The sequence below is a fragment of the Leisingera thetidis genome, from assembly GCF_025857195.1.
Classification (GTDB): Bacteria; Pseudomonadota; Alphaproteobacteria; order Rhodobacterales; family Rhodobacteraceae; genus Leisingera; species Leisingera thetidis.
In genome coordinates, this window is sequence record NZ_CP109787.1 from 324,207 (window position 1) to 347,740 (window position 23,534).

17 protein-coding genes, 1 tRNA gene and 1 pseudogene are annotated in these 23,534 nt (G+C 62.3%); 7 read left to right on the top strand and 12 right to left on the bottom strand.

The window, feature by feature from the left end:
• Positions 1-40: 40 nt before the first annotated feature.
• The 8 genes from hydA to OKQ63_RS01670 all read right to left on the bottom strand — a co-directional run bounded on the left by hydA (position 41) and on the right by OKQ63_RS01670 (position 8,739).
• Positions 41-1,456: a dihydropyrimidinase gene (gene hydA, locus OKQ63_RS01635; protein WP_264212245.1), complete on the bottom strand. Its 1,416-nt coding sequence runs from the start codon at positions 1,454-1,456 to the stop codon at positions 41-43.
• Entirely contained in the window at positions 1,449-2,192 is a 744-nt protein-coding gene (locus OKQ63_RS01640) for a GntR family transcriptional regulator (RefSeq protein WP_264212246.1), read from the bottom strand. The genes hydA and OKQ63_RS01640 overlap by 8 nt, the downstream gene beginning before the upstream one ends.
• Positions 2,176-2,928 carry an aspartate/glutamate racemase family protein gene (locus OKQ63_RS01645; RefSeq protein ID WP_264212247.1) on the bottom strand — a complete coding sequence of 251 codons (753 nt, stop codon included), beginning with the start codon at positions 2,926-2,928 and terminating at the stop codon, positions 2,176-2,178. Before OKQ63_RS01645 ends, OKQ63_RS01640 begins: the two co-directional genes overlap by 17 nt.
• A 79-nt stretch (positions 2,929-3,007) precedes the next feature.
• Positions 3,008-4,288, bottom strand: a complete 1,281-nt coding sequence (locus OKQ63_RS01650; RefSeq protein WP_264212248.1) for a TRAP transporter large permease — start codon at positions 4,286-4,288, stop codon at positions 3,008-3,010.
• Positions 4,285-4,821, bottom strand: a complete 537-nt coding sequence (locus OKQ63_RS01655; RefSeq protein WP_264212249.1) for a TRAP transporter small permease — start codon at positions 4,819-4,821, stop codon at positions 4,285-4,287. The genes OKQ63_RS01650 and OKQ63_RS01655 overlap by 4 nt, the downstream gene beginning before the upstream one ends.
• Complete coding sequence (locus OKQ63_RS01660) at positions 4,821-5,804, bottom strand: TRAP transporter substrate-binding protein (RefSeq protein WP_264212250.1); 984 nt, start codon at positions 5,802-5,804, stop codon at positions 4,821-4,823. The genes OKQ63_RS01655 and OKQ63_RS01660 overlap by 1 nt, the downstream gene beginning before the upstream one ends.
• 626 nt (positions 5,805-6,430) lie before the next feature.
• On the bottom strand, positions 6,431-7,567 hold the full coding sequence (locus tag OKQ63_RS01665; protein ID WP_264212251.1) for an acyl-CoA dehydrogenase family protein: 1,137 nt from the start codon (positions 7,565-7,567) through the stop codon (positions 6,431-6,433).
• Complete coding sequence (locus OKQ63_RS01670; protein ID WP_264212252.1) at positions 7,564-8,739, bottom strand: CaiB/BaiF CoA transferase family protein; 1,176 nt, start codon at positions 8,737-8,739, stop codon at positions 7,564-7,566. The genes OKQ63_RS01665 and OKQ63_RS01670 overlap by 4 nt, the downstream gene beginning before the upstream one ends.
• Positions 8,740-8,824: 85 nt before the next feature.
• Between OKQ63_RS01670 and OKQ63_RS01675 the strand changes: the two genes are divergently transcribed.
• Positions 8,825-9,745, top strand: a complete 921-nt coding sequence (locus OKQ63_RS01675; protein ID WP_264212253.1) for a LysR family transcriptional regulator — start codon at positions 8,825-8,827, stop codon at positions 9,743-9,745.
• A 315-nt stretch (positions 9,746-10,060) separates the two neighbouring features.
• On the opposite strand, the gene yidD is transcribed toward OKQ63_RS01675, so the two are convergent.
• The 3 genes from yidD to rpmH are packed head-to-tail and all read right to left on the bottom strand — an operon-like array spanning position 10,061 to position 10,933.
• Positions 10,061-10,294 carry a membrane protein insertion efficiency factor YidD gene (gene yidD / locus OKQ63_RS01680; protein ID WP_264212254.1) on the bottom strand — a complete coding sequence of 78 codons (234 nt, stop codon included), beginning with the start codon at positions 10,292-10,294 and terminating at the stop codon, positions 10,061-10,063.
• A 55-nt stretch (positions 10,295-10,349) separates the two neighbouring features.
• Complete coding sequence (gene rnpA, locus OKQ63_RS01685; protein WP_264212255.1) at positions 10,350-10,775, bottom strand: ribonuclease P protein component; 426 nt, start codon at positions 10,773-10,775, stop codon at positions 10,350-10,352.
• Positions 10,776-10,798: 23 nt separating this feature from the next.
• Positions 10,799-10,933, bottom strand: coding sequence for a 50S ribosomal protein L34 (rpmH, locus tag OKQ63_RS01690; protein ID WP_008554144.1), 135 nt, complete (start codon positions 10,931-10,933; stop codon positions 10,799-10,801).
• A gap of 340 nt (positions 10,934-11,273) precedes the next feature.
• Here rpmH and OKQ63_RS01695 point away from each other — a divergent pair, with 340 nt between their 5' ends.
• The 6 genes from OKQ63_RS01695 to OKQ63_RS01720 all read left to right on the top strand — a co-directional run bounded on the left by OKQ63_RS01695 (position 11,274) and on the right by OKQ63_RS01720 (position 22,440).
• Complete coding sequence (locus tag OKQ63_RS01695; protein ID WP_264212256.1) at positions 11,274-12,050, top strand: TVP38/TMEM64 family protein; 777 nt, start codon at positions 11,274-11,276, stop codon at positions 12,048-12,050.
• Between the two features lie 2 nt (positions 12,051-12,052).
• Positions 12,053-13,471, top strand: coding sequence for a dihydrolipoyl dehydrogenase family protein (locus OKQ63_RS01700; RefSeq protein WP_264212257.1), 1,419 nt, complete (start codon positions 12,053-12,055; stop codon positions 13,469-13,471).
• A gap of 15 nt (positions 13,472-13,486) precedes the next feature.
• Positions 13,487-14,872, top strand: a complete 1,386-nt coding sequence (locus tag OKQ63_RS01705; RefSeq protein WP_264212258.1) for a sensor histidine kinase — start codon at positions 13,487-13,489, stop codon at positions 14,870-14,872.
• 100 nt (positions 14,873-14,972) lie between these two features.
• Positions 14,973-15,049, top strand: a tRNA-Arg gene (locus OKQ63_RS01710).
• Positions 15,050-16,085: 1,036 nt separating this feature from the next.
• Positions 16,086-20,690 (top strand): NACHT domain-containing protein, encoded by a 4,605-nt coding sequence (locus OKQ63_RS01715; RefSeq protein WP_264212259.1) that lies wholly within the window; start codon positions 16,086-16,088, stop codon positions 20,688-20,690.
• Positions 20,691-21,021: 331 nt separating this feature from the next.
• A complete protein-coding gene (locus OKQ63_RS01720; protein WP_264212260.1) occupies positions 21,022-22,440 on the top strand; it encodes an SNIPE associated domain-containing protein in 1,419 nt (472 codons plus the stop codon).
• A 712-nt stretch (positions 22,441-23,152) separates the two neighbouring features.
• Here OKQ63_RS01720 and OKQ63_RS01725 read toward each other — a convergent pair.
• Positions 23,153-23,425: pseudogene (locus tag OKQ63_RS01725) on the bottom strand (integrase core domain-containing protein); the annotation flags it as partial.
• Between the last annotated feature and the right edge of the window lie 109 nt (positions 23,426-23,534).

The following is a 23,534-nucleotide window of genomic DNA, read 5'->3' on the forward strand; positions in this document are numbered from 1 at the left end:
CGCCTGACGGCGGCCGCTGATTGAGGCGAGGCGGGGGAGGTCAGGCGAATTCGGACGGCCCGCGCGGCAGGTATGTGCCGCCGCCGAGCGCGCCGGTGACCGCGCCGTCCAGCGCCACGGTCTTGCCGCGCAGGATGGTGCGGACCGGCCAGCCGGTGATCTCCATCCCCTCGTAAGGGGTGTAGTCGGCGCCGTGATGCAGGTCCTGCTGGCGGATCGGCGCGGTCTTCTGCGCATCCCACAGCACGATATCGGCATCCGCCCCGACCATGAGCGACCCCTTGCGGGGATAGAGCCCATAGGTGCGGGCCGGGTTGGTCGCGGTGAGGGCGACAAAGCGTTCGGCGGTGATCCGGCCCTTGCTGACGCCTTCGGAGAACAGGATCGGCAGCCGGGTTTCAATGCCCGGGATGCCGTTGGGCACCCATTTGAACGAGGTGCGGGCGTTGGGGTTGTCCTTGCCGGTGTTGTCGGGTGCGTCAATGCGGAACGGCGCGTGGTCGGAGGAGAACACGTCGAAGGTGCCGTCGCGCAGCCCCTGCCAGACCGCCTCCTGGCTGCTGCGGTCGCGCGGCGGCGGCGAGCAGACGTATTTGGCGCCCTCGAAATCCATGTTGAGCCCGGCAAGGTCGTCCTTGGTCAGCGCGATGTACTGCGGGCAGGTTTCCGCCAGCACCTTGAGGCCGCGGCGGCGGGCCCATTGGATCTGCTCCATCGGGTCGGGGCCGGAGACATGCACGATCATGATCGGCGTGTCGGTCAGCTGCGCGTGGCTGATCGCCCGGTGGGTGGCCTCGCGCTCGGCGATCTCGGAATGGGCGATGGCGTGGTAATAAGGCGCGGTCTTGCCCTGCGCTTCCAGCCTGCGGGTCATGTGCTTGATCGCGTCGTGGCCCTCGGCGTGGACCATCACCAGCGCCCGCTCGCGGCGCGCCACCTCGAAGACTTCCAGCAGCTCGCCGTCGTCGAGCTTGAGGTCGTCATAGGTCATGAACACCTTGAAGGAGGTATAGCCGTCGCGCACCAGCGCGGGCAGCTCCTGGCCCAGCACCTGCGGGGTGGGGTCGCTGACGATCAGGTGGAAGGAGACGTCGATGACGCAGTTGCCCTCGGCCTTGGCGTGGTAGTCCTGCACGCAGGCGCGCAGCGACTTGCCCTTTTCCTGCAGCGCGAACGGCAGCACGGTGGTGTTGCCGCCGGCCGCCGCGGCGCGGGTGCCGCTGGCAAAATCATCGGCCATCACGGTGCCGTCGCTGGTGGGCTGGGCCAGATGCACATGGGCGTCGACGCCGCCCGGCATCACCAGGAGGCCGGTGGCGTCGATTTCCTCGGCGGCGCCGGTGATGCGGCTGGCGATCTGTTCGATGCGGCCGGCGCGGATGCCGATATCGGCGGTAAAGCGGTCGGCGGCGGTGACGATGGTGCCGCCGCGGATGGCAAGGTCGAATTCAGGCATGCCGGATGCGGTCCTTCTGGTCTGGGGGGGATTGGTCGGCGGCGGCGAGGATGCGGCAAACCTCGTCGCCGGAGTTCAGCAGATGGATGCGCCAGGCGCGGCGGGCGGCATCAGGGTCGCCCGCGCGGAACGCCGCCATCACCTGTTCATGCTCCTGCAGGGCTGCTTCGCGGCGGCTGCCGTCGTTCACCGCGACAAAGCGCACCCGCCGGGCCAGCAGCGACAGCTTGGCCCGCACATGGGACAGGATCGGGTTGCCGGCGCTGTCCGCGATCAGATCGTGCAATTGGCTGTTAAGCGTAAAATAAGCCTCGTTGTCGCGCTGGCGGAAGCATTGCAGCATCTCGGCGTGCAGCGCCTCCAGCCGGGCCAGGTCCGCCGGTGTCATGCGCTGTGCGGCCAGTTCGGCAGCCTGGGATTCAATCCCTGCCATGACCTCGAACAGCGCACGGGTATCGGCCACCGTGACCGGCGTCACCCGGGTCGGGCGGTTCGGAGTCAGCTCGATCAGCTGCTCTTCGGCCAGGATCTTGAGCGCTTCGCGCATCGGGGTCAGCGACACGTCCAGCTGCCGGGCCAGCAGGGTGATCTGCAGCTTTTCGCCCGGTGCCAGGCGGCCGGACACGATCTGGCTGCGGAGCAGATCCGCCACCTGCTCATGCAGCGGCGTCCGGCTGACGGAGCTGCTGCGGCGCGGCTTCGTCACGGCGGCGGCGGTATCACTGTGCGGCGTCATGGGCGATCCGGGCCGAGAGCGCCGGGCTCAATCCGGTGGAGGGTTTGGCGGCGGGGCGGCGGAAGCTGCCCGCCTGCGCCTTGGCCGGGCGCAGCCGCGCCAGCGTCTCGGCCTGGCCGATCGCGGCTTCGGCACAATCCACCAGCGGCACCGGCACCTGATCGCGCACCTGCGCGGCCAGCCCGGCCAGGGGGGCACCCGCCAGCACGATCGCATCCGCTTCGCCGCTGGCCGCCACCTGGTTGCACAGCTCGACCAGATGGCCGGCTTTTTCCTCCTGCACGTCATTGATCGAACGGAACGCGCCGGACAGGGTATGCACCCCGGCGCAGCGCGCCTCGAGCCGGTGCCAGGCGACGCATTCGCGGTACCAGGGTTCCAGCGCGGCGGCAAAGGTGACGATGGCAAAGCGCCCGCCCAGCATGCAGGCGGTGAGCATGCCCGCCTCGGCCAGCCCGACCACCGGCAGGTCGAACAGCTCGCGCGCGGCGCCAAGACCCGGATCGCCGAAGGCGGCGACGATGGCGGCGTCATAATCCTGGTGGCGCTCCGACAGGATCTCCAGCACCGAGACGCCGCCGATCAGCGACTCGGTCCGGGTTGAGATATAGGGCACGCCCGCGGGCGCGGTGACGCTGTCCAGCACTGTCTGCGGAGACATCACCGCGCGGGCCGCCTGTTCGAGCCGCGCTGTCACCCCTTCCGAGGTGTTGGGGTTGATCATCAGAATACGCATCTGTTTTCCTTGCTCGTCCTGGGCCGGCCCGGAGCGGGGCCGGCATGTTTGTTTCTGCGTGTCGTGTTTGTTCATCGGATCAGTAGCCGAGGGTGCGCGGCAGCCAGGTCACGATGCCCGGGAAGGCCAGGCACAGCGCCAGCACCGCGTACTGCAGCGCCACAAAGGGCCAGACGCTGGCGATCAGCTTGGTCATCGGCACCCGCGTCACGCCGCTCATCACGAACAGCACCACGCCGACCGGCGGGGTCATCATCCCGATGATCAGGTTGAACACGAAGAGGAAGCCGAACAGCAGCGGGTCGATGCCAAAGCTGAGGGCAACCGGCGCGAACAGCGGCACCAGCATGATGTAGGCGGCGTTGGATTCGATGAACATGCCGACCACGATCAGGATCACCATCACGATCAGAAGGAAGATCATCGGGCTGGAGGTCACGTTCTCCAGGAACCCGGCCAGCGCTGCGGGCACCATGTCGATGGTGAACAGGAAGGTGACGCCGGCGGCAAAGGCGATCAGCGCCCCGACCATGGCCGCGCCCACCGCGGCATTGAACAGCGACGGCAGCAGGTCCGCGACGGTCAGCTTGCGGGTGACGAAGAAACCGATCACCATCGCATAGGCCACGGCGATGCCCGCGCCTTCGGTGGCGGTGAAGACGCCACCGACGATGCCGCCCACGACCACGATCGGCATCAGCAGCACCGGCAGTGCCCGCCAGGTCTCGCGCAGGGCGTGGCCGAGGCGGAAGCTCTCGCCGGTCAGCTGATAGCCCTTGCGCCAGCTGACCCAGGACCCCAGCGCCATGAAGCCGACGGTGAGCAGGAGGCCGGGCACGATGCCGGCCATGAACAGCCCGCCAACCGAGACGGTGGAGCCGGCCATCAGCGCATAGACGATCATCGCGTTCGACGGCGGGATGATGGCGCCGAGGTTGGCGGCCGAGGCCACAACCGCGCTGGAGAAGCCGTCGTCGTAGTTCTGCCGCAGGGCGGGCACTAGCGTCGATCCCAGCGCCGAGGCCGAAGCCACGGCAGCGCCGGAGACCGCCGCCAGCATCATGCCGGCCACGATCGCCACATGCGCCATGCCGCCATGCAGCTTGCCGACGATGGAATTGGAGAAATCGACCAGCCGCTGCATGATGCCCGCGCGCACCATCAGCTCGCCCGCCAGCATGAACAGCGGGATCGCCATCAGCGGGAAGGAGTTGACCGAGTGCATCATGCGCTGCGGCAGCACCGACAGCTCGATGCCGCCCGCCAGCAGCCCGCCCAGCGAGGCAAAGCCTAGCGCGAAGGCCAGCGGCATGCCCAGAAGGGCAAGACCAAAGAAGATGAGAATAACGGTAAGGGTCATTGCGCGGTCTCCCCGGACCAGGTGCCGCGGCCGCCCCAGGCCAGCAGCATCAGATGCAGCACCGAATGCACCGCGGCGATCAGCACGGCGATGTAGTAGACGGCATTGGTGAGCGGCAGGGTCGGCATCATCTCGGGCCAGGTGTAGAGCGTGACATCAACGCAGACGCGGAAGATCACCACCATGAGAATGGCGCCAAGCACCGCGGACAGGCGGAACAGCGTCTCTTGCACGCGCTCGGAGAACCGCACCACCAGCGCGTCGATGCCGACATGGACACCGTGGCGGATGCCGTGCGGAATGGCCAGGAACATGGCCCAGACAAAGGCCAGCCGGGCGACTTCCTCCGACCAGTCGATGGCGCTGGAGAAGGCATAGCGGAACACCACCTGGATGATGACCAGCCCGGTCATCACGGCCATCGCGGTAATGACGGCGCCCTTGGACAGGGTGTCGATGTGGCAGAGGGCCGCCTTGCAGCGGCCGAAAAGGGGGCCCGCCTGCGCGGGCCCCTGCTGTACCTGAGCAGACATCAGCTGTTCGCTTCCTCAAGCACGGCGTCGATGATGGCCGGGTCGATGCGGGATTTCAGTTCCTCGATCACCGGTGCGGTGAGGCTGCGCAATTCGCCGCGGACCTCTTCCGGGATTGCGGTAAAGGTCATGCCTGCCTCGACCAGCTTCTGCCGCGCTGCGGTGTCTTCGGCTGCGGCCTGGGCGCGCTGCCAGGCGACGGCTTCCGCCGCAGCCTCGCGCAGGGCTGCCTGATGCTCCTCGCTCAGCCGGTCGAACTTGCGCTTGTTCACGACCAGAGCGATGTAGTCAAAGAAGTGGTTGCTGTCCGACAGGTAGGTCTGCACCTCCTCGAACTGGCGGCTCTTGATGATCGAATAGGGGTTCTCCTGGCCGTCAAGCACGCCTTGCTGCAGGGCCGAGTAGACCTCGGAGATGCCCATCGACACCGGGCTGGCACCGATGGCACGGAAGGTGGCGAGATGGGTCTCGTTCGGCTGCAGGCGGATCTTGAGGCCGCCGAAATCCTTCACGGATTCGATCGGGCGGGTGCTGTTGGTCACGTTGCGCGAGCCCAGTTCCATCCAGCCAAGCGCGACGAAGCCCTGCTCGGCGAGTTCTTCGGCCAGCAGGGTGCCGACCTTGCCGTCTATCACCCGGAAGGCGGTTTCACGGTCCGGATAGGCAAAGGGCAGCGACACCGCCTCCAGCTCCGGCACGGTGCGCGACAGGTAGGCGGTGCCGATCCAGGTGCCGAAGATCACCCCGGTGCGGACCTGATCGACGTTCTCCTTGGCGCCGCCGAGCTGCATGGCCGGAAAGCTGGCGATGTCCAGATCGCCGCCGGTGGCTTCTGCAACGCTTGCGGCGAACCGCCCGATGGCCTGGGAACTGGAATGGTCGGCTGGAAAATTGCCGCCGATCCGCAGCGTTTCCGCCAGCAGCGGTGACGCCGCCGCGCAGGCCGTGATGATGGCTGCAATGCATGTGTTCTTGAGATTCATGGCTTTGGGCTCCTCCCTCGATCCCCGTGAAGTCATGTGATGGGACGAGTATTCTGGAGGCCGCTTTGAATCTCAAGATTATTTTTTGTTTTTTATTATATATATAGTAAGCATGTGAAAACTAACGAAGAAAGTGTAAAGTATGTTGCTTTATGGATGTTCGTGCTGGAGGTCGATCGGCTCTGAAGCCGGCTCTGGCAGGGCAGGGGGCTGGTGCAATGCATGGCCAGAGCCGGCCGTTGGCGCGGTGATTCCCTTGCCTGGCGGGTCGGCCGAAACTGCTTGGGTTGCGTCTGTGAATTGGTCTGAAGTTGCAGCAGAGCGGCTTTCATACGGCAGCCTGGTGACGGGCAGGGTATCCCGGCTTGCGGCGGTGCCGATTGCTCTGTTCGAAAGACTGCACGACGGGGGGCGGAACAGCACTGATTGCGCCCGGACGGCTTGCCGCCAATTGCTGGAAATGCCTATGGGCAGGCCCGCCAGGGGTTCTGCTGCGCAAATCGGTTGAGGGTTGCAGTTCCCCTTTTTCCGGCGCGGCTCCGGTGGTGGCACTCCGCAGTTTCACTGCGAAGACGCCATTTTGAAAACGGGGCTGGAAACAACCAGCCCCTGCCACACTGGACCGGTTATTTCAGCAGGTCGCGGGCAATGATGGTGCGCTGGATTTCCGAAGACCCCTCGTAGATCCGGAAGATCCGCAAATCGCGCAGGTAGCGTTCCAGCGGGAAGTCACGGGTATAGCCATAACCGCCGTGGATCTGCAGCGCCCGGTCGGCAATGCGCCAGGCCGCCTCGCTGGCATACAGCTTGGCAAAGGCCGAGTCCGAGGAATACCGCTCACCCGTGCCCCGCTTGCGGGCCGCCTGCAGCCCCAATGCCCGCGCCGCCGCCAGTTCGGTGGCACTGTCGGCCAGCATCCATTGCAGCCCCTGGAAATTGCCGATCGGCTGGCCGCCGACCTCGCGTTCCCTGGCATAGGACACCGCCGCATCCAGTGCCGCGCGGGCAATGCCGGTCGCCTGCGCCGCGACCTCGATCCGGCCGTTGTCCAGCACCTTCATCGCGGTGCGGAATCCGGTGCCTTCGTCGCCCAGCCGGTTTTCCGCGGGCACATGGCAGTCAAATGAGACCGGGAACACATGGCCGCCGCGCAGCCCCATGGTCTCCTCGTGCCTGCCGATCTCCACCCCGTCCGTCTTGCCCGGCTCCACCACAAAGGCGCTGACCCCGCGCGCGCCTGCGCTGCTGTCGGTCTTGGCATAGACCACGATGAAATCCGCGCCGCCCGCGTTCGAGATGAAGCATTTGGAGCCTTTCAGCCGGTAGCCGTCCCCGTCGCGGATGGCGGTGGTGCGCATGTCGGCCGGGTTGGAGCCGGCCATCGGCTCGGTCAAGGCAAACGCCCCCAGCGCCTCGCCCGATGCGGCGGCCGGCAGCAGCCGCTGCTTCAGCGCCTCATCCGCGCCCAGCAGCAGCGAGTCCGTGGCCAGAAAATGCGCCGTCAGCATCGACGCGGTTGAGCCGCAGGCGCCGGCGATGGCCTCCACCGCGCAATAGAGCGCAGGACCGGACAGGCCAATGCCGCCATAGGCTTCGGGCAGGTTCATCCCCATGATGCCCATCTCCGCCAGCGCCGGGCGGTGCAGGGTTGCAAATGTCCCCTCGGCATCGATCGCGGCAGCGGCAGGCGCCAGCACCTCGTTCGAAAACCGCTCGATCTGGCCGATGACGGCCTGTTCTTCACTGTTCAGATCACCGCTCATTTGGTCTCTCCTTTCTGCAGCCGCTGCAGGATTTCCTCTGTATGCGCCCCCAGTCCCGGGGCTGCCTGACGGCCGCCGCGCGGCGCGCCGCTGAAATGAACCGGCTGTTCCGGCACGCTCAGCGTGCCGAGCGCGGGGTGGGTGACGGGCGTTGCCAGCTCCCGCGCCTGCGCCTGCGGCGACGCCCAGGCCTCCGGCACCGAACTCAGGGCCGCTGCCGGGATGCCCTCCTCGGACAGCAGCGCGGCGACGCTCTGCACGTCCCGGACCGCGGCCCAGCTTTCGATATGCTGCGCCAGCGCCGGCTCATTCTGCCGCCGCAGGCTGTCGCTGGCGAACCGCGGATCCTCCGCCAGTTCCGGCGCGCCGATGGCCGCCGCGAACTTTGCAAACAGCCGGTCGTTCAGCACCGCAACGGTAAAGCTGCCGTCCCTGGCCGGGTAGGTGCCAAAGGGCGCCGACAGCGCGTGCTTGCTGCCGGTCCGCTTCGGCGTTTCCCCGGCCATCAGCGCCCGGCAGGCCAGCACCGGCATCATCGACACCAGCGAATCGTACAGCGCCAGATCGACATGCCGCCCCCGGCCGCTGCGGGCGCGGTCGAACAGCGCCACCATCGCCCCGAAGGCCGCGAACATGCCGCCCGCCACATCGGCAAAGGCGTCCCCGGCCATCATCGGCGGGCCGTCCTCGGCGCCGGTCACGTCCATCAGCCCGCTCATCGCCTGGATGATGATGTCATAGGCCGGCAGCATCCGGTTGGGGCCGGTCTGGCCGAACCCGGACACCGAGACATAGACCAGCTGCGGACAGGCCGCGCACAATGCCTCCGGGCCCAGCCCGAACCGCTCCATCACGCCGGGGCGGAAATTCTCGATCAGAACATCGCTCTCCGCCGCCAGCGCCCGGGCCGCCGCCGCGCCCTCCGCGGATTTCAGGTCCAGAACGATGGATTTCTTGCCGCGGTTCACCGACTGGAACAGCAGGCTTTCGCCCTCCCTGAACGGGCCGATGTGGCGGTAGTCATCGCCCGCGGGCGGCTCCACCTTGATCACTTCCGCCCCCAGGTCGGCCATCAGCGCGGTGCAGTAGGGTCCCGCCAGAACGCGGGAAAAATCCAGCACCCGGACCCCCTCCAGCGGCCTGCGGCCTGCGGTTTCGTCATTGTCGAACATGCTTCCCCCATCAATTGCTTGCTGCAGGATAGCGTCCTTTGGGATATATCAGGAAATACAGGATTCATATAAAGGGTATTCCAATTTGAATATACCATTGAGCTTCCGCCAGGTCGAAGTCCTGCTGGCCGTGGCCGACACCGGCAGCACCGCGGGGGCCAGCCGCGCGCTGAACACCTCGCAGCCCTCGGTGTCACTGGCCATCGCCCGCTGCGAGGAGGTGTTCGGCCAGAAGCTGTTTGTCCGCATCCCCGGCCGCGGGATGGAGCTGACGCCGTTCGGGCAGCACAAGACCGCCCAGCTGCGCGAACTGGAGAAACAGGCGCGCTGGGTGCTGAGCGGCGGCGAAGGCACGCCGGAGTTCCTGAACCTCGGGGTGTTTTCCACCCTCGGCCCCCGCTATGCGCCGCAGCTGGTGCGCCGCTTCATGGACACCCGCCCCGGCGCCGAGATCCGCATCCTCGAAGGCGACCTGCAAACGCTGTTCGACTGGCTCAGCGAAGGCCGGATCGACCTCGCGCTGCTTTATGATTTCGGGGTTCCGTCGGATTTCGCGATCACCCCGCTGATGGCCGCCGAACCCTATGCCCTGCTGCCCGCCGGGCACCGGCTGGCAGGGCTGCCCGGCGTCAGCGCCGAAGACCTGGCGCAGGAACCCATCATCCTGATGAACCTGCCCCACAGCCGCGGCTATTTCCTGTCCTTGCTGCAGAATGCCCGCTTCCCGGTGCGGGTGGCGCATGAGACCGGCTCGATCGAGATGCTGCGGTCGATGGTGGCCAACGGGTTCGGCGCCGGGCTGCTGGCCACCGACCTGCCGGACGGCATGTGCTATGACGGCATGCCGGTTGTCCGGGTGCCGCTCGCCGGCCAGCCGCCGCTGCACCAGATCGCCCTTGCCCACCGCGGCGGTGCGCTGAAACGGCCGGTGATCCAGGCGTTCACCGGTTTTGCCGGCGCCTTCTTCACGCCGCCGCCCCAGCCCGCCGGCGGTTCCGGCACCTGATCAGCGGCCAAAGGAGCGGCATCCTGCCGCGTGATGCATCAGCCCGCCGTATCGCGGTTAGTCTTCGTCGGATCCGGGCCGGTTAGAAGCCGGAGCCCAGCCCGAAAAACCTCGGCCTCCGGGAGTGCGTGAAAGGGGGGCGATTTCAGCCTGCCGGGAAAGCCGGCTGGCAACGCTTGCGCGAAAGGCATTCAACGGCAAGGTTCCGGGAGGACTGCATCGACCGGACCTGGTTTCTGCCGGCTGAAGGTGCCGCGGTGCAATGCGTGTCCCACAGCTGAGGACGGGCGTTTTGCCAAGGAAACAGGTGTTCTGCTATCTGCTGCGTTTGTCCGGAACCGGGTCGTAGCCGTCGCCGCCCAACGGGTGGCAGCGCCCGATGCGGCGGGCGGTCAGCCAGGCGCCCTTGAAGGCGCCGTGCTTGTCCAGCGCTTCCAGCGCGTAGGCCGAACAAGTGGGCTGGTAGCGGCAGTTGAAGCCGACCCAGGGGCTGAACAGCAGCCGGTAGGCGCGCACAGGGATTGCGATGATATGGGCCAGCGGGGTCATGGCAGATAGATAGGGGCAGGGCGCCGATGTGGCAATGCGGCCAAAAGCCGGGCAGTTACTGGCCGTGGATTTTCCTCAGCGCATAGATCAGGTCGCGCTTCAGCTCCTCGAAGGGGCGCTGGGCGGTTTCCTCCGCGCGGCCGATCAGCACGTAGTCCCAGCCGGGACGGCCATGCGCGGGCAGAATCATCCGCGCGGCCTCGCGCAGGCGGCGCTTGGCGCGGTTGCGGGCCACCGCGTTGCCGACTTTCTTGGAACAGGTGAAGCCCATGCGGATGCCGCCCTCATCCTGGCGGTTCCGGCCCTGCACCATCATCGCCTTGGTGCCCTGCTTGCGGGCAGGCGGGCGGGCGCAGGCGAGGAAATCACGGCGCTTGGCCATGATCCCGATCTTCGGTGCATCAGATGCGCAAACGGACACCGCCGGAGGCGTGTCCCCGCAGGCAGCGCTGCCGTCCTTGGGGGCCTCCGGCGGTGTCATGTCCGTCGATGCGGGAACTGAGCTTATGCGCTCAGTTCTTTGCGGCCGCGGGCGCGGCGGGCGTTCAGGATCTTGCGGCCTGCCTTGGTGGCCATGCGCGCACGGAAGCCGTGGCGGCGTTTGCGAACCAGGTTCGAAGGCTGATAGGTGCGTTTCATCGCTCCGGTCTCCACATTGTGTCTTCGGGCAGGGCGCGGAATCGGCCTCCCGGGGGTCTATCTCGAAGCCCGGTCTTTAGGAGGGAACGGCGTGTAAGTCAAACCCTGTGGCACGGGTTTTCGGGGAGATGTGCAACATTTCTGCCAAAAACCGTGCCGGGGCGGCCACCGGACAGGGCAGATGTAACATCCGGGCGGTGATTCCGCCATAAATCTCACGAATCCGGGGCAGGTGATCAAGCAGCCGTGAGGCAGGGCTGCCCGGCCTCGCCTGCGGACCATTTAACACGTAGCTAAAAGGCACTGCTGCAGAGACGGATCAACAGGACCAACAAGTGACATGAGCGAAACACCGAATACCGAGTCCCGGTCCAAGGACCAGTCCGGCTCCAATCCCGGCCTGGCCCGCCATCTGCCGCTGATCGCCTTGGCAGTTGTGGCGGTGATCGGGGCGGTGACGCTGAAGGACCATCTGACATTCGACACGCTGCGCGACAACCGCGAGGTCTTGCTGGCTTTCCGGGATCAGAACTTCGCAGGGCTCGCAGCGCTGTTCATCGGCATTTATGTTGCTGTCGTGGTGTTCTCGCTGCCCGGTGCGGCGGTGGCCTCTGTCACCGGCGGGTTCCTGTTCGGGCTGGCGGCCGGAACCGCTCTCAACGTGATGTCCGCAACCATCGGCGCGGCGGGCATCTTTCTGGCGGCGCGCTGGGGGCTGGGGGCGATGCTGACCGCCAGGATCGAGGCGGCAGAGGGCCGGGTGCAGATGCTGAAACAGGCGCTGCGGGAGAATGAGGTCGAGGTTCTGTTGCTGCTGCGTCTGGTGCCGGCGGTGCCGTTCTTTGTGGCCAATCTCCTGCCCGCGCTGGTCGGGGTGAAGTTCCGCAACTTCCTGTGGACCACCGCGGTCGGGATCATTCCGGGCGCCATCGTCTTTACCTGGATCGGCGTCGGGGTCGGGGCGGTGTTCGACCGCGGCGGCGAGCCGGATCTCAGCCTGCTGTGGGAACCGCATGTGATCGGGCCGATTCTGGGGCTGTGCGTGCTGGCGGCGATGCCGATCGTGGTGAAATACTTCCGCGGCACCCTGCGCGGAAAACGGAACAAGGACAGCTGAACATGAGCAGAATCACATGCGATCTGCTGGTCATCGGGGCCGGGTCGGGCGGGTTGTCGGTGGCCGCCGGGGCCAGCCAGATGGGTGCCGATGTGGTGCTGCTGGAAGGCCACAAGATGGGCGGCGACTGCCTGAACTACGGCTGCGTGCCCTCCAAGGCGCTGCTGGCCAGCGGCAAGGCGGCCTACGCCCAGGCGCACACGGCGGCGTTTGGGGTGGCGGATCAGGTGCCGCAGGCGGATTACGGCGCGGCCAAGGATCATGTGCATGAGGTGATCGGCACCATCGCCCCGGTGGACAGCCAGGAGCGGTTCGAAGACCTTGGTGTGCGGGTGATCCGGGAGTTCGGCCATTTCGTGTCGGAAACCGAAGTCGCCGCCGGCGATTACCGCATCACCGCGCGGCGGGTGGTGATTGCCACCGGCTCGTCGCCGCTGGTGCCGCCGATCCCGGGGCTCGGCAAGGTCCCTTATGAAACCAACGAGACGCTGTTCGATCTGCGCGTGAAGCCGGAGCATCTCCTGATTATCGGCGGCGGCCCGATTGGCATGGAAATGGCCCAGGCGCATGTGCGGCTGGGCTGCAAGGTGACGGTGATCGAAGGGCTGAAAGCGCTGGGCAAGGATGATCCCGAGGCCGCGGCGCTGGTGCTGGATGCCCTGCGCGCCGAAGGCGTGGAGATTGCCGAGGGCGCCATGGTCTCCCGCATCGGCGGCCAGGCAGGAGCGGTTGAGGTCGAAACCAGGGACGGCAGTGTGTTCAAGGGCAGCCACCTGCTGATGGCGGTGGGGCGCAAGGCCAATATGGAGCGGCTGAACCTCGCGGCGGCGGGGATCGAAACACAAGGCAACGGCATCAAGGTGGACGGGAGCCTGCTGACCACCAACAGGAAGGTATACGCCATCGGCGACGTGGCGGGGGGAATGCAGTTCACCCATGTGGCGGGCTACCACGCCAGCGTCATCATCCGCTCCGCCCTGTTCGGCCTGCCCTCCAAGGCAAAGACCGGCCATCTCCCCTGGGTCACTTACACCGACCCGGAGCTGGCGCAGGTGGGGCTGACCGAATTACAGGCGCGCGACCGCTTTGGCGTGAAACTGGAGGTGGCGCGGTTCGGCTACCACCACAACGACCGCGCCATTGCCGAGCGCAAGACCGGAGGCTTCATCAAGGTGATGGTCTTCAAGGGCCGTCCCGTGGGCGTCACCATTGCGGGCCACCAGGCGGGCGAACTGATCGGGTTGTGGTCCATGGCACTGGCCAACCGATTGAAAATGAGCCAGATTGCAGCCATGGTTGCGCCTTATCCCAGCATCGGCGAGGTTAACAAACGGGTGGCGGGGGCCTATTTCTCCCCGCGGCTGTTCGGCAGCAGCCTTGTTAAACGCGCAGTGCGCTTTGTTCAGCGCTGGATTTCATGAACTGAAGGCCGCTTCATGCTCAACACGCTTTCGGGCAGATTCCTGATCCTGACCACGGTCTTCGTGATGCTGGCCGAGGTGCTGATCTTCGTGCCGTCGATCGCCCGGTTCCGCGAGGATTACCTGTCGGACCGGCTGCAGCGGGCGCAGATCGCCTCGCTTGCGCTGCTGGCCGACGACATGCTGGACACCGAGCTGGAAGCGGAGCTGCTGGAAAACGCGGGCGTCTTCAACGTGGTGCTGCGCCGCGACGAGATCCGCCAGCTGATGCTGGCTTCGCCGATCCCGCGGCCGATCACCGGCACCTATGACCTGCGCATGGCCGGGGCGATGACGCTGATCCGCGACGCGATGCTGCGGCTGGCGACCCGGGAGAACGAGATCATCCGGGTGATCGGCGCGCCGGTGCGCGATGCGGGGCTGCTGATCGAGGTCACCATGGAAACCGCGCCGCTGCGCGCGGCGATGATCGACTACGGGGTGCGGATCCTGATCCTGTCGGCGGTGATCTCGGTGTTCACCGCGGTGCTGCTGTTCGTCGCGGTGCGGATCGTGCTGGTGAAGCCGATCAAAAGCGTGGTCGGCTATATGCAGCGCTACGCGGCGGCGCCGGAGGATGCGCGCGGCATCATCCACCCCAGCTCCGGCGTGGTCGAGCTGCGCGAGGCGGAAGAGGCGCTGATGCAGCTGCAGACCGAACTGACCCATGCGCTGAAGCAGCGCGAGCGGCTGGCGCAGCTGGGCGGCGCGGTGGCCAAGGTGAGCCATGATCTGCGCAACATCCTGACCTCGGCGCAGCTGTTCACCGACCGCATCGAGATGAGCGAGGACCCGCTGGTGCGGCGGCTGGCGCCGAAGCTGGTGAATTCGATCACCCGCGCGGTGTCGCTGTGCGAGGGCACCCTGGCGTTCGGCCGCGCCGAGGAGCCGGCGCCGACATTCGGGGTGGTCTGCCTGCATGAAATTGTCGCCGATATCGCCGAAAGCGAGCTGCTGGCGGAGGACAGCGGGGCGGTGGAGATCGTCAACGCGGTGCCCAAGCCGATGATGCTGCGGGCCGACCCCGAGCAGCTGTTCCGCATCGTCATGAACCTGGTGCGCAATGCCCGCCAGGCGATTGCGGCCACTGGCAAGCCTGGACAGATCACAGTCGGTGCGCGCGAGGAAGAGGGGGCCTGGTACATCACCGTTTCCGACACCGGCCCCGGCCTGCCGAAAAAGGCGCAGGACAATCTGTTCACTCCTTTCCAGGGCGGTGCGCGCAAGGGCGGCACCGGGCTGGGGCTGGCCATTGCCGGCGAACTGGCCCGCGGCCATGGCGGCTCGGTCACACTGAAAACAACCGGCCCCGACGGCACGGTGTTTGAGATTTGCCTGCCGCAGGGCGACGGCACGATCTGAGCTCTTGCACGCAGGCCGGCTGAAGGGCAGCAGCCGGTGGAAACTATTTTTGTTTTTGGGGTTGCGCCTTTGCGGTGCTATGATTAAACCCCGCCGCAGTGGACCGATAGCTCAGCTGGATAGAGTACTTGACTACGAATCAAGGGGTCGGGGGTTCGAATCCTCCTCGGTCCGCCACTTCCCAAATTGTCGGGCGACACATAGTTTTGCCATTTGCGACAGAACCTTTCCTTTTTCGTGTCTCCAACATCCCCGCTCGCGCCTCCTGTTCCGCCAGTGGCGAAGCCTTCCCTGATTTTCACTTCGGAAGACCTCGTGTCTTCCGGAGGGCAAAGCAGGGTGGGCGCAGCCCGGACTGCGGCCGGGCGGTGATCTGACACACGGGGCCGGAGCGGTGAAATTGGGAGGGGCCCGCGCCTGCGCGGGAGGAACCGGATTTCTCCGTGGAGGCTGACGCGCAGCGGCATCAGAACCCGTGTTCAGATTGCCGGCCGGATGGCAGGCGGACCAATCAAACGGAAAATGCCGGGGCAGGGGGGAGCGGGCGCAGCCCGTCGATGCCCTGCCACGACTCCTGGGATATGCAATCCGCGCGCCCCGCGCGGATTTCTACTGTCTCTTACAGAAGGCCAGCCGCCCCGGCCAGACAGTCAAGTCCTGCTACCGCAAAAGGGATCGTTACCTTCTGAGGCGGAAACTGGGTAGTTCAAACGACTTGTGGCCGCGGTGGAAAGTGGCTCGGAACGAGACGCGTTCCGCCGCTCCCGGGCCGCAGGGAGTTTGATCTGTCCAGGTTCCGTCCGGATGCCGATGCAGTCGGTATCCGGATAGAGCCCGATCACGAGCTGAAAGCTCGGGATTTGCCCACCCAAGAACGGGTGTTCAAGACGAGCATCGAAAAGGCCCGGACAGCCCAAAGCGGCCGCCTGCCTGGTGATCAGTCAGGCGGGCCAGCGCAAGCAGGTCGGGCGGAAACCGGACTTTAGCTGCGTTCGCAAAGCTATCATGCACATCGGGCAGAGCGGACATTCCAAAGCATCGGGCAGTCTACATCGAATGCACCAAAAAGATATCCAAGAAGCCGCTTGGCGGTTAGACCGATACTGTTCTAATGAAAGATGGACTGGGACTGGAATTTGGCGCTTCTAGCTGGATCATTTGGGAACCCACCCTCACATTGTGTTTATAATCAGCGGAATCGGCATTAATTTAAATGATAAACCTTCAAGAGATTAATGGTTTCGAAACCGGACGACGGGACTCGTTTGAAGCTTTGGTAAAGGTTCTCGCGCGAAGGGAGCCACCAGAAAACGCTCATGAATTCCAGCCCAATGATGGGCGGGGCGGCGATGGCGGTGTTGAGGCTATCTGGTTACTAAATAACGGCGACAAGATTGGTTATCAGTCGAAGTTTTTTGAAACTCTTGGCGACGCTCAATGGAAACAAATGGAAAAGTCTGTCCAGCAAGCGCTGAAGACCCATCCAGAGCTCACGAGATATGTGTTTGCGCTGCCGCTCGACTTCACTCCTAAGCGGGGCCCAAAGGCGAAAGGCAAGTCACAACAAGAAAAGTGGGACGATCACGTTGCGGCTTGGAAAGCTCTGGCTGCCAAAAGTTCTATTTCGATTGAGTTCGAGTGCTGGGGGGCGACGGTCATCAATGACAAGCTTCTGGTCAACGAAAATCTCGCCTTGCAGCGTTTTTGGTTCGGCGGCGATGTCCTCGACGACGCGTGGTTCAAACGCCAAGTCGAGGCGGCAACACTTAAATTAGACGATCGTTTCAACCCTGAAGACCATGTCGAAGTTTCAATTGAAGCAATGTTCGACGCTATTGTTAGAGGGCCAAAATCGCGTGCGCGTCTTCAAGATGCTTTTTCTTTCTTGGCGAGCAACAGAGTTCCGTCAATCGAGTTTACCACAACTTCGTTGAAACCAGATCCCAAGGTTTTAGCAGAAGCGAATTCGCTCTGGTCGGAACTTGTTGAGATGCAAGCGCTCATCGATCAGGAACCAACGATAGACTGGAATTTGGCAAAGGCCAAAGGAACGCTGGATGAACTACACAGACTTGCGTGGAACCTAGTACGACCTTTCTCAAATATCGATAGCAAAAACCTAGAGGAAACCGAGAAACAGAAGTTCACGGTTGTTAAAGATAGCCTGAGAGACCTTCAGGCGGCTCTTGCCACGCTCGACGAAGCGCTCAGGCAACGTGACTGGTCTGCCGAGGCCGCTAAGTCTGCGATAGTGCTTGGCGAAGCCGGTTCAGGCAAATCCCACTCTCTAGGACAAGCCGCATCACAACGTGTTCAAGACGGTTTGCCGACCGTCGTTATTCTGGGTCAAGACTTGTCTGACGCTCCATTTTGGCCGCAACTCGGCGGCATCTTGGGGCTTGAAGCAAAAACCTCAGACGAAATTCTTGGTATTCTGGACGCAGCCGGTTCAAGGAAAGGGCAAAGAACTCTTCTCTTCTTTGACGCAATCAACGAAGGAGCAGGCTCAACCTACTGGATGCACTGGATACCTCAAGTCGTCGATGCACTGCGCCCATATCCGTACATCGCTGCCGTATTTTCTTGCCGGGATGTTTACTCGAGGTATGCAATTCCAGAAAACCTTTTGAAGACCGTGCCCGCCTTCAGCATGCAAGGCTTCTTCAGCCTTGAAGAACGGGAACGCGCCGCAATCCAATACCTGGACAACAAGGGCATATCTCGCCCAAACACGCCCTGGCTCTCCCCCGAGTTCACCAACCCTCTCTTCTTAAAAAGCACAAGCGAAGCACTGCTTGAACGAGGTGAGTCAGAATTTCCTAGAGGTTTGCAGGGCGTTTCAGAGTTGATGGCATTTTACCTCGATGGGATCGCCTCCAGAACTGGTGTGCGCTCTGTTCTACCTGAGGATTTGTCATCGTCGCTCAAAAGGTTTGTGCAACGCATCGCGACTACCATGGCGGACAATGGGCAAGATTTCGTTGAACTTGAAGTTGCCCGTGACCTTGCACACGAGCAGTTTGGCAGTCGCCAAGCACCCGAAGGAAAATCATGGCTCGATGTCTTCATTCAATCAAGCCTGCTCCGTCGTGATCCGCCTCCTTACTCGAAGAACATCGATCCGCTGAACCCTCCCTCTGAACTGATCAGGTTCTCATTTCAACGTTTTCAAGACTACCTTATGGCCGACGCGTTGGCCGAAAAAGTAGTTGCCGCTAGGGCTGCCGTTCGCACCAATTTGTGGTCGATCACTAGGCTGGGGCGGATCCTTCTTGAGTGGACGGGCATTCAGAAGGCCCCGTCGCAATTGGGGGCGGAATTTCAGGCAAGAGGGCCGCTGAACTTCCTGTTTTATAACGGCGAACTTTCGAGCCCGATTCGCTATGAATACGCTGGACTTGTAGGCGCATTGTCGACGATCTACCCAGAAAAACTCGGCACGGAGTTCGCCACCGAGGTGCCTGAATGGGAAAGACACTGGGAAGACGGCCCGCTCCAACAGGGTTTTGCCGAAAGCTTCAAATGGAGAAAGTTGGACGCATTCACAAATGACGCCGAAGACCTTCTGAACGCTTTGGACGGTTACTCTATCGACCCTCAAGGCTTGCTACTGGAAGTGTCCATCACAATCGATCATCCCTACAATGCGAAGTTTCTGAACGCGCACCTGCAAAGCTTTGGGATGGCAGAACGAGATAGTCACTGGACCCGCTGGATCAACTGGGCGTCCAGAGAAGAGTTCAGCCAGATCGATCGCATCATCTCCTGGGCAATGTCGACAAAAGACCGGAAAACCGACGCCAGGCACATGGAGTTAGCATCTTTAGTCTTGGCATGGTCCTTGTCGTCATCCCACATTACTTTGCGGGATCGGTCGACTAAAGCGCTGACCTCACTTTTCTTAAGCAGGTCGGATGTATTCGACTTTGTCTTTGAGGAGATGAACTCCTGCAATGATCCCTACGTGGTTGAAAGGCTTTATGCAGCAGCTTTTGGAGCCTGTTGCATCGATCCCAGTGTGGAGCGGCTCAGGGCATACTCGAGCCTCGTCTTCGCAAAGGCTTTTGCTGAAGGTGCGCCGCCGGTGTCGCTGATGACCAGGGATTACGCTCTGGGGATCGTCGAGCTCGCATCGCACAAAAACGCCCTGGAAGTGGGAGCAAACCTCGAAAATTGTTGCCACCCCTTCGGCTCAGAAGAGCCGAAATTCGACCTGACAAAAGAGCAAGTTGAGAAAATCGCAGATAGTCGTGGCGGCAAGGCAATCTTCAGGTCGGCGTCGAGTGAGTGGGGTGACTACGGCAAGTATAGCATCCCGGGCCGAGTGCGTGGCTTCCTAACCACACGACTTTCGGACCCCAAACCCGTCGCAGCTTCAGAAGTGAAAGACCGCTTCAAAGCTGAAGTCATTGATCCTTACCCAGAAAGAGTGGCGGCGCTTGAGTCTTACGAACAGGTATCAATCGTTCCAATCGAAATCATTCTAAGGACGATTATCGATAAAGATAGCAATGAGGCGGAAGAGGAAGTCATCGAATTAGAGGTAGAGGGAAAAGGCATTGAAATCAGCAAGGAAGACGCTCTTGCTGAACTGAACAAACTGCTAAATGCGGAAGAACAGAGGCGATTAGTTGATGAGTATTTCAACGATGCAGCGGGCCACGGTGATTACGAGACAATCAGCGTTCAACAGTGCCGTCTCTGGATTACCAAGCGAGCCTACGAGCTTGGATGGACAGAAGATTTATTCCCAAAGGATGGGTACGGAGGAAGTTACTCACGCCATGAGAACGACCTTGAGCGTATAGGGAAGAAGTATCAGCGCATTGCTCTAGATGAGTTGCAAGCTAGGTTGGCGGACAATTTTTGGGTCCTCGAAGGTTGGCCAGAGCGGCCACACCAGTATCGGTATAGCCATCATGAGTGCCGCCGAAACATCGAGCCCACCATCCTGCCTATTGCAACCCGCTACCCCTCCTCACCGCAGGCTGACATTGACTGGATGTCCGAACCTCAGATCGTGCTACCGGAAGTGGCCGAAGAAAAGTTGAAAGAGTGGCCGTTCACCGAAGATCCCACTCAAGCAATGTCGGACAAACTGGTGCGAGAGGATGAAAACAAGAGACGATGGCTGGTGCTATACGAATTTAATCTGGCGGAAGCGAACTACGCAGAGCCGCGGCCTGGAGACCATGGCAAGCGATACGAAGAGTTCAGGTTCTTCTACTGTGTGTTTGTAAGGAAAGGGAAAGCCTCTGACTTCACAGAATATCTTGCTGCTGAAGCGAGCCTGAGTGTTAACGACTTTCAACCCCGAGAATTCACTGATGGCCCCTTTTTGCGAGAAGCATTCTGGCGCGACACTTGGAATTCAGCGAAATTCGACCAGCACATTTGGAGGGCACCACCCGATTGTGAGTTTGCCATCCCGGTTGCGCACTACCATTGGGAAAGCCATCTCGACAAAACGCTGCCCGAAGGCTTCACAAGCTACATGCCACAAAAATGGTTAGCCGAAGAATTAGGTCTGACCATGTCTTCAGAGGGACCTCAGCGCTGGATCGACAATGCTGGAAAGACAGTTGTTCAATCCCAACGGCCCGTGAGCCATCAGACAGCAGTGGTCATAGATGAGGCTGCGCTTCGACGGTATGCAGATGAGAGCAAAATTGAACCAGTTTGGATAATGATCGCGGAACGCAACACTTGGCCTAAGGGTGCAAACGAAGAGGCCTGTTGGAGAAGGTCTGAAGGCGCTGTTTGGTTCGATGGCACTGAATGGCAACAGGTCGGCTGGAACAATGATACCAAACGATAACCAACGACCGTTAATCCGTAGACTGTGTCTTGGATCAGATTCAGATGCCACACCTGATGCGAATGACGGCAAAGCGGGCTGCGGCAGCAGCATTCAGATGTCGTAGCCAACGGTAGGTTTGGGCCGATCACTCGCGTAGTGCAGGCGAGATGAATACTGACTTGCTCCAACTTTGTCCTTGGCCTGTAGTGCTCCACCACGAGGAAATTTACGGAGGCCGATCGAAACGATCCCGAGGGCGCCGCCAACAACTCGGTTGCACGCCACTCCTGCCCCATGCAATCTCGGCGAGTATTGCAACTCGAGATTAGCTCCTGAGGTATGTGGTTTTATGGATACTAGCACTATTCTTCTGCTCGTCTGGTTGGCCCTGCCAATCCCGTTTCTAATCACCACCATCGTTGTGTTGAGAAAGCTGAAGCGGGCGCGGGAGGAGACCGCGGCGCTCAAGGAGCGCTTCGGGCCTGTCGTTTCCGTTGAGGAAGAGCTGGCCAAGGTCGAGGCAAAGATCGCAGGCGAAAAAGCGGAGGCTGCCGAGGGCATCGTCACGGCGCGCCTCGAGGCGGAGCGCAAGATGCACGAGATTATCCAGCAGACCGAGGCGGTGCAGGCTGAAATCGTCCAGGTCCGCGCAACCTACGCCGAGAAACGCAAGCACTTGACCGCGCTCCAAGAGCAGATCGCAGTCTACGATGAGCGCCTGGCATTCGCCGAACTCGGGGTCTACGAGCCTCATTTTGATTTCGGTGACAGCAAGGCCTACAAGGATGCGATCACCGCCGTGCGGGCGCGTCAGAAGGACTATGTTTCGAACAAGATTGCGACGCAATGCCCGACCGATTGGACAGTGGATGGGAGCAAGTCGAAGGGGCAGACGATGATCAACCGACAATCCCGGCTGACGCTGCGCGCCTTCAACGGTGAGTGTGAGGCGGCCATCGCGAACACCCGCTGGAACAACGTGGTGGCTATGGAGAAGCGTGTCCGCAATGCCGCCAAGCAGATCGACAGCGCCAATGCCTCGATGAACCTCACCATCAATCCCAAGTACCTGGAGCTAAAGGTCGAGGAGCTCCGCCTCACCCATGAGTACCGCGAGCAGCTGAAGATTGAGAAGGAGGAGCGCGCTGAGATGGCTCGCGCTGAGCGGGAGGAGAAGAAACTCCTGGCCGAGGCGGCAGCAGCGGAGAAAAAAGAGGCCGAATATCAGAATCTTCTCGACAAGGCGCGCCTTGAAGCCGGAACAGACGAGGCGCGGATCGCGGAACTGGAAGCGCAGTTGGCCGAGGCGCACGCGGCTTCCGAGCGGGCCCGTGCCATGGCCGAAATGACGAAGTCTGGCTACGTTTACATCATCTCGAACATCGGCTCCTTCGGCGAGGATGTTGTGAAGATCGGGCTCACGCGACGCCTCGAGCCGGACGACCGGGTCAAGGAACTGGGCGATGCCAGCGTGCCCTTCGGCTTCGACACCCACGCGATGATCTATTCGGAGGAAGCGCCTGCGCTCGAGAATGCGCTTCATCGAGAGTTTGCCGAACGCCGCATCAACATGTCGAATATGCGGAAAGAGTTTTTTCGGGTTAGCCTCAAGGAGGTCGAAGAAGCGGTTGGCCGCTTGGCGCCGGACGCGAGCTTCTTCACCGGCCGCGAAGCGCAGGAGTACCAAGAGACGCTGGCGCGCCGTCGCGAGACTCTCGAAGCACAGATCCAGCAGGACAAAGGCCAGTTGCTCCCCGCCGAGATATGAGCGTGACGGATTGCCATGATCAAAGTGGTGCAAGTTGTATGGCAAGCCATTACGGCGAATGACGGCTAACAGAAAGCTGCACCGCCGTAAGGAACAGCAGGTTGAATGACTGGTTAGGGCCGGTCAGGTTTCGAAGGGCGAAGACGGTTCGCAACTTTGCAGCGGCAGCTTCCTGCGCTGAGCTGTCGCTCGCGCCTGGCACTCAGCATTGCAAAATATGCTCCTGACCAAGTTTGAACGGCGCCGGCCGAAAAGATCCGCTTCTACCGATGGCAAGTCTATGAGTCGCAAAAGGAAAGACAGGTGCGATCACGAGTTTTCCACTGGCCTAAAATCAAAGGCTTAGCGGAGCCTGGAAGGAAAAACTATGTGTCGCCCAACACAAATTGTCGGGCGACACATAGTTTTGCCATTTGCGGCAGACCCTTTCCTTTTTCGTGTCTCCAACATCCCCGCTCGCGCCTCCTGTTCCGCCAGTGGCGAAGCCTTCCCTGATTTCACTTCGGAAGACCTCGTGTCTGCCGGAGGGCAAAGCAGGGTGGGCGCAGCCCGGCCTTCGGCCGGACGGTGATCGGATACACGGGGCGGAGCGGTGAAATCGGGAGGGGCCCGCGTCTGGCGCGGGAGGAACCGGATTTCTCCGTGGAGGCTGACGCGCAGCGGCCCAGGCCAGAGGTAATCCCCCGTTTTTACGGGGGCTTGGTCGTAGAATTTACGCGGCCATTTTCAATTTCAGGGCGGGCGTTATGCCGCCGTTGCCGATGTTGGGGCGCTCGTTGTTGTAGGACCATAGCCACTCGGTGGCAATCTGCTGCACCTCGTCGATGGTTTCGAAGATATGGAGGTCCAGCCCTTCGTGCCGGACCGTCCGGTTGTAGCGCTCGACATAAGCGTTCTGCTGCGGCTTTCCCGGCTGGATGTGGGCCAGGGCTATGCCCTTGTGTTCGGCCCATTCCATCAAAGTGCCGCTGATGTATTCCGGGCCGTAGCACGTCGGGAAGATTAGCCGCTGAGAGGTTATGGCCACGCGCGCAGCCCTCAAATCGCGCAGCGGGTGGCCATAACCGGGTCTCAGGTCTCAACAGTGGTTTTGC